This is a genomic window from Pseudomonas sp. S04 (genome assembly GCF_009834545.1).
Lineage (GTDB): Bacteria > Pseudomonadota > Gammaproteobacteria > Pseudomonadales > Pseudomonadaceae > Aquipseudomonas.
This window is the reverse complement of record NZ_CP019427.1, coordinates 1,027,466-1,040,279: the sequence shown is the minus strand read 5'-3', so window position 1 is coordinate 1,040,279 and position 12,814 is coordinate 1,027,466. Positions and strand designations below refer to the sequence as shown.

Genomic DNA, 12,814 nt, shown 5'->3' with positions numbered 1-12,814 from the left:
AACGCAACCGATGCGAACAATTCGCACTTTCACCACTACACGGATGGCGCTCGGTTTTACCTCATCTGATCCGCAAAAATAATTGCACACCCGCGATCTGTAGCTGCTACGCGGGTATTGCTGGGGTCTTTAGCGCAGGATGATCAGGCTGCCCAGGTGGTTCTGCTCGAAGCCCAGCAGCCCTTGCAACGATGCCAGGACTGCTTGCGGGTCGTGGCTGGGGAAGCTGCCGCTGATACGGCGCGTGCCCAGTTCATCGTTGAGCAGGACAATTCGCCCCGGGTAATAACGCCGCAGGTCCTGCACCACGTCGGCCAGGGGTGCCTTGTAGTAATTCAGCCAGCCCTGGCGCCAGGCCAGTTGCGCCTGCGCATCGATAGCTTGCAGGGCACGGGCCTGGCCGGCGCTGTAGGCCACTTGCTGGTCGGCGCCCAGCACCTGCTGCTCGGCACCTTTGCCCGGGGTGACGCCGACCCGTCCCGAGAGCACGCTGACCTGCGCGCCCATGGGTTGCAGGCGCACTTCGAACTGGGTGCCGAGGACTCGCGCCTCGCCTTGGTTGGCATCGACCACAAAGGGTTCACCCGTGTGGCTGACGCTGAAAAACGCAGCCCCCCGTCGCACCTCGACGTGCCGTTCACCGCGGCTGAAATCCACGGCGATGGCGCTGTCGGCATCCAGGGTGATCACTGACTGATCGGCCAGGGTCACGCTGCGCACCTGCCCCGGCGCCGAGACATAGTCGGCGCCCAGGTCATCGAACCAGCGCGACGGCTGCCAGCCCGCCCCCATCGACACCATCAGCAGCAGGCTGGCGGCCAACGCCAGCCCACCCGACCAGCGCCGCACACTGGAACGCCGCGAGCGGTTCATCGCATTCAAGTAGCCCTGCAAGGCCAAGGCATCTTCATCGGCCAGGGTCCGGGCGGGCACTTCGCTGAGCTCCCAGATCACCTGGGCCTGGGCATACGCCTCGGCGTGGGCAGGATCGGCCTGCAGCCAATGACTGAAGGTCGCTTGATCGCCACTGCTTGGCTGATCGTGCAACAGGCTCAGCCAGGCCAGTGCGGCCTGTTCCTGCGCGGGCGTCGGCAGGACGCGAGTGTCGTGGTTCACGGGGCTTTCCCTGGCGTACGTGATTCGGGGTCCCGCAGACTGGCCTTGCAGGCTTCGAGCGCGCGCATCATATGTTTTTCCACGGCACTCTGGGACACGCCCATGACCTTGGCAATCTGCGCGTATTTGCGGCCGTGGATGCGGTTGAGCAAAAAAATCTGTCGGGTGCGCTCGGGCAAACTGCGCAGCGCAGCTTCAACATGGCGCAAGTCATTGCCGGCTTCGAGGGCCGCTTGCGGCTCCACCCCAAGATTGTCCTGCTGCTCCGGCAGCCAGCCTTCGCTCAACCGGCCGCGGGCGCCTTCGCTGCGCAGGTGATCGATGGCGATGTTGCCGGCGCAACGCAGCAAATACGTGCTGAGTTCCTCGACCTGCACCAACGGCCGCCGCCAGAACCGCAGGAACAGGTCTTGCACCAGGTCGGCCGCCGTCGCCCGACACCCCACCCGCCGACTGACCAAGGCTTCCATCTGCGAGCGCTGGGACAAAAACACCTGGAGAAAATGCGCACGGCCGCTCGGGCTGTCGCTGCCGTCGGCCTTCTGCGGTTCAGGGGGCATGCTGATCATTCGGCTCGCCTCGCCTACCCCAGCGCCAGCGCGACCAGTGGGCTGAATAGCAGCCCGAGGGCCGCCATGAGCATCACCAGGCGCGGCCGATATGGCAGCAACCACACCAGCAGCATGGCGCTGGCCATCAGGGCCGCGCACCACTCGACCAGGCCCAGGCTCCAGCCGGTGGCCAGAACGGCCGCCGCCAAAGACAGGCCCAACAGCGACCAGCCACACAACTGCAGCAGCCGCCGCACACGCGTCGTCGGCGTACGGGCGAGCAGGTCGCGATGATGGCGGTCCATCGACAGGCACAACGCGGTAAATCCGCTGTAGCTCAGCAACACGGGCAGCAGCATTCAGTTCACCTCGACTTTGGATCTGACACTCGGCGCACGCACCGCACGGGCCGGGGCTTTGCCGCCGAGCTGCGCGGAACGCATCATCTTCCATGCCGCCCAGGCGAGAAACACACCACTGCCCAGGCACGTCAGGTCAAAGCCCAGGCGGGCCCAGTCGCCTTGCGCCAGCAACATGCGTAACGACTGCTCGCTGCTCAAGGCGTCCAACAGCGGCACCGCACAGAACAACCCGGCGGCCAGTGCCAGTTGCTCAACCCAGGCGACGCGACCACGACGCACCAAGGCATGCAGCAGGCTCAAGCCCCAGGCGATGAAAAAGCTGTTGACCTCCCACTCGCCACGCTCGGCCAGGTTCACCGGCAACAGGCGGTTGGCGCAGAAGAACACCGCCACTGCGATCAGCAGCCCCGACATGCTGGCGATATTGAGCACCTCCACCAGCCGCAACTCGAACGGCATCACCGCGCTCTTGGCATGTTTCAACTGGCGCTTGCCCAGCCAGATCACCAGCCCGGTGCCGATCATCGCGGTGCCGGCCAAGCCACAGATAAAGTACAGCCAGCGCAGGGTCGGACCGGCAAAATGCCCCAGGTGCAAACCGTAGAAACTGCCCGCAATGGCCATGGGCGCCGGACGTGCCGGATCAGCCGTGAGAAACGCGCCGCTGACCCCGTCGAACGCCACGGCACTGCCGAACTCATACATCACCCGGTCGGCGCTGCTGCGCATGACATTCACCGTCGCCTTGACGTCGCCTGGATGGCTGACCGTCACCAGGCGCACCTGGCCACCGCCCCACTGCTCACGCGCCCGCTCGACAAAGGGTGCCAGCGCCAGCAACTGCCCGGGCTGACCCTCGGCCTTGGGTGACTCGGACGCCGGGAACAGCTCGCTGAAGAAGCTGTCGGTATCGCCCTGGTAAGCCACCAGAATGCTCGCTGGCATCACCATGTACATGAAGATCACCAGGCTGCTGTAGGTGATCATCAGGTGAAACGGCAGCACCAGCACCCCCACCGCATTGTGCCCGTCGAGCCAGGAGCGCTGGCCCTTGCGCGGGCGGAAGGTGAAGAAGTCCTTGAAGATTTTCTTGTGGGTGATGATCCCGCTGATCAACGCCACCAGCATCAGCATTGCCGCGCTGGTGGATAACCAGCGGCCCCACGGATGGGGCATCTGCAACTGGTAGTGGAAGCGATAGAAGAAGTCGCCGCCGCGGGTATCGCGCACCTGCAGCACCTCACCGCTGAGTGGGTCGAGCTGGCGTTGCTCACGAGGGCCGCGTCGGCCCTCATTGCCCGGCATCTGCCAGGACACCGACAGGCCCGGGTCGCGCGCGCTCGGCAGGCTGATCACCCAACGCCCGGCACCGCCGGCGTGCTGCTGCAGGTAGTGCTGCGCCAGCGTCAGGCTGGCTTCGCTGCTGACCTGGCGCACCGGGATTTCCGGCTGCATCCAGTGGCTGATCTCGTCGTTGAAGTACGACAAGGTACCGGTGAGGAAGATCGCGAACAGAATCCAGCCGAAGATCAATCCGGTCCAGGTGTGCAACCAGGCCATGGCCTGACGGAAGCCCTCTTTCATGATTGCCCCAACCAGTAACCCAGGCCACCGAACGCCGCCAGCACCACGCCGGGCAGCAACAGGCCGAACCACGCCTGCCAGGCACTGCGACTGGCAAAACACCAGAGCACGGCCACCAGGTACACCAGGAAGGACGTCATCATGCCGCTGACCACGGCTTCAGCGCGGGCCATGGGCAGCCACAGGCTCATGCAGATACTGGCCAGTGCCGCGAGGAGGTAACCGCCAAACAGCGCGGCCAGCACCCGCGAGGTGACGGCCAGGCGATAGGAAACGGGGAGGCTTTTCATGTTTCGACCTTGAAACGAAAGGAAATCTGCGCGCGGTCCATGCCAGCGCAGGGTCAACGGAGGCCAATAGTAATGATAAATATTCTCATGTGCAAAAGACTCCGATGAAAAAGCCTGGCTCCGCTGGTCAGCGCTGCGTTCTGATCAACTGCCCGCCAGGCACGACGGCGTGCCGGCCACCAACGCGTCGATGGCACAGCGCGTCTTGGCCGGCATATGAACCGCCGTGGGCCAGATCACATGGATCGGTGAAGGCTGCTCACGGTAGCTGGGCAACACGGCTTCCAGTTGTCCACGCAGCACATAGTGCGCCACCAGCCAACTCGGCAACCAGGCCAGGCCCACGCCCGCGACAGCGGCGTCGGCCACGGCCTGGAGGTCGTCCATCAGCAGCGGCGAAACCACCCGGGAACGGTGTGGGGTATTGCAGCGATAGGCGATGCCGCGGTGGCCGGCGAGGTCGTCGATCGATTCAATTGGCCCCACACGCTGCAAGTAAGCCGGTGCAGCCGCCAGGCACACGGACTGTTCACCCAGGCGGCGCGCGCTGAGGCGGTCGGTGTCGGGCAGCGGGCCGATTCGCACGGCCACGTCGAAGCCTTCCTGGGCCAGATCCACCAGCCGGTCGGCGAAGCAAATCTCGATTTCCAGTTCTGCATAACGCGCCATCAAGCCCCACAGTGCGGGCGCCGCGTAGTGATGTCCGAACGCCAGCGGCAAACTCACCCTCAAGCGTCCGCGTGGCTGTTGGCGGCCACTTTCCAACACCGATTCGGCTGCCTCCAGTTCCGCCAGTGCGCGCAGGCAATGTTCGTAGTAGGCCTGGCCATCTTCGGTGAGCCGTTGGCGACGGGTCGAACGCTGCAACAGACACGTGCCAAGCCGCGCCTCCAGCCGCGCCAAACCCTTGCCCACCGCCGAACGCGTGAGATTGAGCCGTTCGGCGGCCTCGGTCAGGTTGCCGCTTTCGACGATCTGCAGAAAGAGTTCAACGCCATCAAAACGTGGTGTGGCCATGGTGCAATTGTCGCCCTTGAGTCCCCTATCAAAAGAAAATTTATCACGAATAAAGAACCAAGTTCCCGCGAGAATAACTCCCATCATTTATCCACAGGAGAATCCCATGCCACCCGCCGCCAGCTTATCGGCCGCCAGCACACCCAGCACCGCCAGAAACAACCTGGCCCTCACCGCCGTGTGCCTGGTGGCACTGATGTTCGGCCTGGAAATTTCCAGCGTGCCGATCATCCTGCCCACCTTGGAACAGCAACTGGGCACCGGTTTCCAGGACGCCCAATGGATCATGAACGCCTACACCCTGGCCTGCACCAGCGTGCTGATGGCGGCAGGCACATTGGCTGACCGCTTTGGCCGTCGACGCATGCTGGTGCTGTGCCTGTGGGTATTTGCCGTGGCTTCGCTGGTGTGTGGGCTGGCCGGCAGCGCCTCCACACTGATTGTCGCGCGGTTTGTCCAGGGCATTGGCGGTGGGGCGATGATGATTTGTCAGTTCGCCATCCTCTCGCACCTGTTCCGCGACCCGGCAGCGCGGGCGCGGGCATTTGCCATATGGGGTGTGATTGCCGGCGTGGGCCTCGGCTTCGGGCCGATGGTCGGCGCATTGATCCTGGCCGTGGCGGATTGGCGCTGGGTGTTCCTGGTGCATGTGCCACTGACATTGTTCACCTTGGTACTGCTGCGCGTCAGCGTGGAAGAATCCCGCGACCCGAGCGCTCATCGCCTCGATATCGCCGGCATGCTGACGTTGACGCTGTCGGTGTTTGCCCTGGTCTACTTCATCACCCAAGGCAGCGAAAATGGCTTTGTACCGGGCTGGGCGGGCCTGGCGCTGGCTGCGCTGCTGTTGTTTATCGTGATTGAGCGCCGCAGCGCGCACCCGATGTTCGACTTCGCGGTATTTCGCATCCACCGTTTCAACGGTGCGTTGATGGGCTCGATCGGCATGAACTTCAGCTTCTGGCCTTTCATGATCTACCTGCCGTTGTACTTCCAGGCTGGCCTGGGTTACGACACCCTGACCACTGGTGCGGCCCTGCTCGCCTACACCTTGCCGACCCTGCTGGTTCCGCCGCTGGCCGAGCGCCTCGCCCTGCGCTACGGCGCCGAAGGCGTCATCCCCTTGGGCCTGGGACTGATGGCTATAGGGTTTCTGACCATGGCCGCCATCAACATGGCCGAACACCCGGATATCGGGCTGATACTGGCTAGCTGCGTGCTGACGGGCGTGGGCCTGGCGCTGACCAACTCGCCCACTACCAACACCACCACGGGCTCGGTGTCCGCCGACCGCGCGGGCATGGCGTCGGGCATCGACCTGAGCGCACGATTAATTACCTTGGCAATCAACATCGCGCTGATGGGCCTGGTGCTGTTGCTGGGCATCAGCCATCAACTGGCTGAGGTGTTGCCTGCGAGCACTGCACTGGACTGGCCGGCCATCAGCCAAAACATTGCAGCGGGTAAGTTGGATTCGCCGGGGCTGGCACTCAACGATGCCCAGGCAGCACTGCGCCATGGCGCCGGTTGGGCCATGTTGTTTGCAGGGTTGGGGGCGTGTGGGCTGGCGCTGCTGAGTCGGTATTTTTTCCGACGCAGCTAAATGAAATCGGGCCTGCAAATGCAGGCCCGCTTGTGGAGGATGAAGAACCGGTCAGCCGTTGATCACAGCATTTTCGTTTTCCAGGAATTCCTGTTCCAGTGCGTCTTCATTCACTTTGTTGATTGGCTGGTTTTTCCCGGCAGCGCGTGGCTTGCCTTGCAGTCGACCAAACAGATGTTCCAGCGCGTGTTCCAGTTTGGTGGCTGCGCTGTCGATCGCCTGTTCCAGGGTATCGCCCTTGGCGGACACCGACAGTGGTTGATGGCCTTTTGGCCGTGCTTCCAGGCGGCAACTTAAATCGTGGGGACCGGGCTTGTCGCCGTTCTCATCCCGCAGGTAGACCTCAACGCGGGTCAGGTCTTCTTCATAACGTTCGAGCGTGCTCTCAATGGTAGTACGTACCCACTCCTCCAGTCGGATGCTGCTTTCAATATGGTTATCGCTGTTGACTTGGATTTGCATAGTTCATCCCTTATTTCAGCTAGCTCGCGAGAGGTCCGGTGTAGCGTTGAATCTTCAGTGACCGTGACCTCTTACTTACAGAGTTGGGCAGACGGTGAAACAATTCAACCCCTAAAAAAAGATAAATTTTCATTGCTGAAAAAGTCGGACAACGGACAAAAGCGCTGTTAAGGTCGGGAGTTGGGTCGCCTGGTAACACTGCAACAATTACTCACATCTGCCCCTCACCCAAAGGGTGCATTCCGCGAAAGATCTGCGCCTCTTCCACCAGCCAGTCGTGCACCGCGCGTACGCCCGGATGGCTCAGCGCACCCGGTGCATACAGCAGCACGTAACGTTTGTAGTTGGGCACCGCAACACCAAAGGGCACGATCAGGGTGCCGCGCTCCAGTTCATCATTGAGCAGCGTGCGCCGGGCAATGGCCACGCCCATACCGGCAATTGCCGCCTCGATGGTCAGGTGGTTGCGATTGAACGTATGCCCACGCCGCACATCGGCACCGTCGAAGCCGATGGCGTTGAGATAGAACTCCCATTCCGCGTATTCGTAGCTGCCCCGCCAGGCGGTGATGTCGTGCAACAACGGAAAATGCACCAGGTCCGCCGGGCCGTGCAGCGGGGGGCGCCCACGCAGCAGGCTGGGGGCGCAGACCGGAAAAATCTGTTCATCGAGCAAGGCTGTGGATAACAGCCCCGGGTAGCTGCCATCGTTCAGGTCGATCGCCAGGTCGAAGTCGCCCTCGTGCAGGGCCACGCTGCTGTCCTCGGCCACCAGGCGCAACTGGATATCCGGGTAGCGCTGTTGCAAGCGTGGCAGGCGCGGGGTCAGCCATTTGCCGAGGAAGGATGGGATCGAACGCAGGCGCAGGATGCCGCTGATCATGCCGGCGTCCAGTCGGCGCAACTCTGCGTCGATGCTGCCATAGGCTTCGCCGACGGTGATCGCCAGGCGCTGGCCTTCGGCACTCAACTCGACGCCACGGGCGCGCCGATGGAACAGGCGGAAACCCAGGCGCTCTTCCAACTGACGGATCTGCTGGCTGACCGCCCCGGGGGTGATGTGCAGCTCTTCGGCACAACGGGTGAACGACAGGTGCCGCGCCGCACAGGAAAACACATGCAGCCAGACGTAAGTCTGGGCGTGAAATTGACGACTCATCGTTTAGTCCTGCTAAAGCCTGTCTTAGGAAGTTTCGTTGGTCACCGTGGACCGAGGTAGGCAGTATCGCCGACATTGCGCTCGTCCTACAAAAAATGGCAGCGATTCCTACTCCATTGCTTGTAAGGCTTTAGCATGGCTATCAGTGTTTTTGATCTCTTCAAGGTCGGCATCGGCCCGTCCAGTTCCCACACAGTCGGCCCGATGCGCGCCGCCGCCACCTTCGCCCAGGCGCTGTTCGACCAAGGCCTGCTGAGCCAGGTCTGGCGCGTCGAAGTCCGCCTGTATGGCTCGCTGTCTGCCACCGGCGTCGGCCACGCCACCGACCGCGCCTGCGTCATGGGCCTGATGGGCGAATGGCCGGACAGCATTGACCCCAACAGCATCGGCCCACGTATCCAACAGCTACGCGACAGTGGCGAATTGCAACTTGGCGGCCGCCTGAACATTGCCTTCGACTGGCAACGCGACCTGCTGCTGCTCGATGAGAGCCTGCCCTACCATCCCAACGCCATGGCGCTGAGCGCCTTTAGCGAAAATGGCCTGCTGTTCGAGCAGATCTACTACTCGGTGGGCGGTGGTTTTATCGTCGAGGCGGCCGAGGTCGAGTCCGGCACAGCAGCAGGCGATGACGTGCAGTTGCCGTACGACTTTTCCAGTGCCGCCGAACTGTTGTCGTTGTGCAACCAGCACGGCCTGCGGGTTTCCGAATTGATGATGGCCAATGAACGGGCCTGGCGCAGCGACGCGGAAATCCGCCAGGGCCTGCTGCATATCTGGTCGGTGATGCGTGAGTGTGTCGAGCAGGGTTTGCGCCACGAAGGCATCTTGCCCGGTGGCCTGGATGTGCCACGACGCGCGGCGAAATTGCACCGCAGCCTGTTGGAAATCGGCAAGCCGAACGTCATCAGTTCGACCCTTTCGGCGATGGAATGGGTGAACCTGTTTGCCCTCGCCGTCAACGAAGAGAACGCCGCCGGCGGGCGCATGGTCACGGCACCAACCAACGGCGCGGCCGGGATCATTCCGGCGGTGCTGCATTACTACATGAAGTTCAACCCCGAGGCGTCGGATGACGATGTGGTGGCGTTTTTCCTCGCCGCCGCGTCCGTAGGCATCCTGTGCAAGAAGAACGCCTCGATCTCCGGCGCCGAAGTCGGCTGCCAGGGTGAAGTCGGCTCCGCCTGCGCCATGGCCGCGGCCGGCCTGGCCGATGTGCTGGGTGCCACGCCCGAGCAACTGGAAAACGCCGCCGAGATCGGCCTGGAACACAACCTGGGCCTGACCTGCGACCCAGTCGGCGGCCTGGTCCAGGTGCCGTGCATCGAGCGCAACGCCATTGCTGCGGTGAAGGCGATCAACGCCACCCAGATGGCCCTGCGCGGCGACGGCAAGCATTTCATCTCCCTCGACCGGGTGATCCGCACCATGCGCGATACCGGCGCCGACATGCATGACAAATACAAAGAGACTTCACGGGGCGGCCTGGCTGTCAGCTGGGTGGAATGCTGAGGAGCATTCCCTGCCGCCCGTAACACGTGAGCCCGAGCAAAAATAATAACGAGGCCAAAACGATGACCGATGTACGTACACCTGCTGCCGAAAACCCCGCTGTAGATCTGACCCACGCTACGCAAACAGCCCACAAGGGCTGGAGCAAACACGACAGCACCTGGATGCTCGGCCTTTACGGCACGGCCATCGGTGCGGGCACCCTGTTCCTGCCGATCAATGCCGGCGTCGGCGGCTTCTGGCCGTTGCTGGTACTGGCGGTGCTGGCCTTCCCGATGACCTTCTTCGCTCACCGCGGCCTGACCCGTTTTGTCCTGTCCGGGCGCTCCGGCGATATCACCGAGGTGGTGGAAGAGCACTTCGGCGTGGGTGCCGGCAAGCTGATCACCTTGCTGTACTTCTTCGCTATCTTCCCGATCCTGCTGGTCTACAGCGTGGCGTTGACCAACACCCTGGGCAGCTTCATGGAACACCAGCTGCACATCACCCCGCCGCCGCGGGCGGTGCTGTCGCTGGTGCTGATCCTCGGCCTGATGGCGATCGTACGTTGCGGCCAGGGCGTGATCGTCAAGGCCATGAGCGTGCTGGTGTACCCATTTGTCGCGGCCTTGCTGTTGCTGGCCCTGAGCCTGATCCCGAACTGGAACGGCGCATTCTTCGCTTCCGCCAGTGAGGGCATGCCGCTGCCCGTATTCTTCAAGACCCTGTGGCTGGCGATCCCGGTGATGGTGTTCTCGTTCAACCACTCGCCGATCATCTCGGCTTTCGCCGTCGACCAGAAGCGCCGCTACGGTGCCCAGGCCGAAGCGAAAAGCAGCGGCATCCTCGCCGTCGCCCACAGCATGATGGTGCTGACGGTGATGTTCTTCTGCTTCAGTTGCGTGCTGGCCCTGTCCCCCGCTGACCTGGCGGCTGCCAAGGCGCAGAACATCTCGATCCTGTCGTACCTGGCCAACCACTTCCAGACCCCGGTCATCGCCTACGCCGCGCCGTTGATTGCGCTGGTGGCGATCACTAAATCCTTCCTGGGCCACTACATCGGCGCCAGTGAAGGTTTCCAGGGCCTGATCGTCAAGAGCCTGCGCGGCCGTGGCCGGGTGATGTCGGCCAACTGGCTGAACCGTGCCACCGCACTGTTCATGATCCTCAGCTGCTGGACCGTGGCGACTTTCAACCCAAGCATCCTGGGCATGATCGAAACCCTCGGTGGGCCGGTCATCGCGTGCTTGCTGTTCCTGATGCCAATGTATGCGATTCGTCGCGTGCCATCTCTGCGCAAGTATTCGGGCCAAGTGTCAAACGTGTTCGTGGTTGTGATCGGCCTGATTGCACTGTCTGCGATCATCTACTCCGTTCTGCCCTGAAACGGACCGTTGGAGGCTGAGCGGCTGATGCCGCTCATCTGCTCCATGTGGGAGCTGGCGCCCGCTTGCGGCTCCCGCTTGCGGCGCCCGCTTGCGGCTTGCCAGCGATAGCGCAGTGTCAGGCGCCGCCGATGCTGGCTGTGCCGGCCCTATCGCGGGCGAGCCCGCTCCCACAGGATGGGGTCAGGCTCGCTGATCTTCAGGTGATCACCCCCGCGGGCATGCCCCTTGCTACGTCACTGCTATCTGCCGACGGTCCGGAACTGCGAACAATTGCGGGCGCAGTCGGTCAATGACTGCACGATCCAATCAAGCGGTGACGCATTATGGACAACCCCTTCCAACTGATTACCGACACCTTTGCCGCCGATTATCAGATCAACCTGAGCATTCAGGGGCTGGACGGCGGCATCATGCTGACCCTGTCCAACGCCGGGCGCATCGTCGCCAAGCGGATGATCAGCGTCGCCCAGCGCAACGATCCGCAGCGTTTGAAACGGCTGGTGCAAAGCATTCAGTTCGGCATCGCCATCGAGCAAGGGCATAGCGCCATGGCTATTCTCGAAGCCATGACCGACAGCGACAACCTCAAGTTGCCGCCGCCGCTGGCCAAGGCCGCCCTGCCCCTGTCAGCCCGCCCTTAAAGCTCGCCCTTCTCGACTTCCGGGTGCTCACTGGAGCCGGCACCCACCTTGCGTTGCGGGTGCTCGATCTTCACCGAGGGGAACTGCGAAGAGGCATAACGCACCACCAGGATGGCAAACGCCAACAGCAGAATCCCGCCGCACAGGTAGATGATGCCCACGTCCGGCGGGTTGTGGTGCGACACGTTGGAGATCAGCAGGCGGGTCAAGGCGGTGATCGCGACGTAGATCAGAAACCGCACGGGCATGTGGTTGGTCTTGAAATAAATCCCGACCATCGCCCCCAGTTCCAGGTAGATGAACAACAGCAAGATGTCGTCGATCTTGATGTGTCCCTCTTCGATCATGCCAAGAAATTCCATGACCGCCGCCCAGGCCGTGACCGCGCCAATGGCGAACAGGGCCAGGTAATGGAAGGTTTCGACGAACAGGTTGCCCAGGGTTTCCGCCAGCTCATGCACGTTCTGGCGAATTCGCTCCGCCCAATGGATTTTCACGGTAATTGTTCCTTAGGTCGGTTCGACCGGATGATGCGGGTTCGATATGACTGTTGTTCTGCATGCAGAAAAAAGGCCAGCGGCTGTGATGTGAGATGACGGTGGACCGGGATTGGACACTTTGTGTGTCTGAGCACTGCGCGAAGCATGGCATGGCGCCACCTGACAAACCGTGAAACCGGTCTAGATTAAAAAGCGACTACCCAAAGGACCGGGATTGGCTTATCCTTTCGCTGTATATAAATACAGTAGTCGTAATAGACAACTAATGTGAAGGCATGTGAGGTGGTAAATGGCCGTCGAAGTGGTATACCGCAGCAGCCGAGATCTGGAGCGCTTGTTCATGGATAAAGCCGAAGCTGACCGTCATGACAAAATGCTCGAACTCGCCGAGTTTCTGGCACAAGTGCTGCAAAAAGCCGTTCCGTCCCTGACCGAACAGCAAGTGGAAGAAGCCGGTATCTACATGGCGAAGAATCGCGATGTGTTCGCCAAGGCATTCAAGAGCCAGCCGGACGCCCTGACCGAACTGCTCAGCAGCCCTGCCCCGGCTGAAGCAGCGGTCGAGCCTGCTGAACCCGCCGCAGACGTCGAGCCAGGCGAACCCGCCAAGGCTGCCAAACCGGCCAAGGCGGTCAAAGCCGCGAAGTAAT

13 protein-coding genes and 1 pseudogene are annotated in these 12,814 nt (G+C 62.2%); 5 read left to right on the top strand and 9 right to left on the bottom strand.

The window, feature by feature from the left end; all coding sequences use genetic code 11:
* Positions 1–129: 129 nt before the first annotated feature.
* From PspS04_RS04480 to PspS04_RS04455, 6 genes are all read right to left on the bottom strand, one after another.
* Complete coding sequence (locus PspS04_RS04480) at positions 130–1,116, bottom strand: FecR family protein (protein ID WP_159993859.1); 987 nt, start codon at positions 1,114–1,116, stop codon at positions 130–132.
* Positions 1,113–1,685 carry an RNA polymerase sigma factor gene (locus PspS04_RS04475; protein WP_095169415.1) on the bottom strand — a complete coding sequence of 191 codons (573 nt, stop codon included), beginning with the start codon at positions 1,683–1,685 and terminating at the stop codon, positions 1,113–1,115. Before PspS04_RS04475 ends, PspS04_RS04480 begins: the two co-directional genes overlap by 4 nt.
* Before the next feature lie 14 nt (positions 1,686–1,699).
* Positions 1,700–2,026 carry a DUF3325 domain-containing protein gene (locus PspS04_RS04470; protein ID WP_095169414.1) on the bottom strand — a complete coding sequence of 109 codons (327 nt, stop codon included), beginning with the start codon at positions 2,024–2,026 and terminating at the stop codon, positions 1,700–1,702.
* Entirely contained in the window at positions 2,027–3,613 is a 1,587-nt protein-coding gene (locus tag PspS04_RS04465; RefSeq protein ID WP_159993857.1) for a PepSY-associated TM helix domain-containing protein, read from the bottom strand.
* Complete coding sequence (locus PspS04_RS04460; RefSeq protein WP_095169412.1) at positions 3,610–3,903, bottom strand: DUF3649 domain-containing protein; 294 nt, start codon at positions 3,901–3,903, stop codon at positions 3,610–3,612. The genes PspS04_RS04465 and PspS04_RS04460 overlap by 4 nt, the downstream gene beginning before the upstream one ends.
* A gap of 144 nt (positions 3,904–4,047) precedes the next feature.
* Positions 4,048–4,920, bottom strand: coding sequence for a LysR family transcriptional regulator (locus tag PspS04_RS04455; RefSeq protein WP_159993855.1), 873 nt, complete (start codon positions 4,918–4,920; stop codon positions 4,048–4,050).
* A gap of 106 nt (positions 4,921–5,026) precedes the next feature.
* Between PspS04_RS04455 and PspS04_RS04450 the strand changes: the two genes are divergently transcribed.
* Positions 5,027–6,523, top strand: a complete 1,497-nt coding sequence (locus PspS04_RS04450; protein WP_159993853.1) for an MFS transporter — start codon at positions 5,027–5,029, stop codon at positions 6,521–6,523.
* Between the two features lie 51 nt (positions 6,524–6,574).
* Here PspS04_RS04450 and PspS04_RS04445 read toward each other — a convergent pair whose 3' ends face one another.
* Together PspS04_RS04445 and PspS04_RS04440 are read right to left on the bottom strand one after the other, a co-directional pair.
* A complete protein-coding gene (locus PspS04_RS04445; RefSeq protein ID WP_027618585.1) occupies positions 6,575–6,985 on the bottom strand; it encodes an HPF/RaiA family ribosome-associated protein in 411 nt (136 codons plus the stop codon).
* Between the two features lie 211 nt (positions 6,986–7,196).
* A complete protein-coding gene (locus PspS04_RS04440) occupies positions 7,197–8,144 on the bottom strand; it encodes a LysR substrate-binding domain-containing protein (RefSeq protein WP_095169407.1) in 948 nt (315 codons plus the stop codon).
* A 135-nt stretch (positions 8,145–8,279) separates the two neighbouring features.
* Here PspS04_RS04440 and PspS04_RS04435 point away from each other — a divergent pair, with 135 nt between their 5' ends.
* From PspS04_RS04435 to PspS04_RS04425, 3 genes are all read left to right on the top strand, one after another.
* Positions 8,280–9,656, top strand: coding sequence for an L-serine ammonia-lyase (locus PspS04_RS04435; protein ID WP_159993851.1), 1,377 nt, complete (start codon positions 8,280–8,282; stop codon positions 9,654–9,656).
* Positions 9,657–9,718: 62 nt separating this feature from the next.
* Positions 9,719–11,020 carry a serine/threonine transporter gene (locus tag PspS04_RS04430; protein WP_159993849.1) on the top strand — a complete coding sequence of 434 codons (1,302 nt, stop codon included), beginning with the start codon at positions 9,719–9,721 and terminating at the stop codon, positions 11,018–11,020.
* A gap of 326 nt (positions 11,021–11,346) precedes the next feature.
* On the top strand, positions 11,347–11,664 hold the full coding sequence (locus PspS04_RS04425) for a DUF3509 domain-containing protein (RefSeq protein WP_095169404.1): 318 nt from the start codon (positions 11,347–11,349) through the stop codon (positions 11,662–11,664).
* On the opposite strand, the gene PspS04_RS04420 is transcribed toward PspS04_RS04425, so the two are convergent.
* Positions 11,661–12,161, bottom strand: a complete 501-nt coding sequence (locus PspS04_RS04420; protein ID WP_095169403.1) for a phosphate-starvation-inducible protein PsiE — start codon at positions 12,159–12,161, stop codon at positions 11,661–11,663. The two genes, PspS04_RS04425 and PspS04_RS04420, sit on opposite strands and share 4 nt — an antisense overlap.
* 292 nt (positions 12,162–12,453) lie before the next feature.
* On the opposite strand from PspS04_RS04420, the pseudogene PspS04_RS04415 reads away from it, so the two are divergent.
* Positions 12,454–12,717: pseudogene (locus PspS04_RS04415) on the top strand (YebG family protein); the annotation flags it as partial.
* Positions 12,718–12,814: the final 97 nt, after the last annotated feature.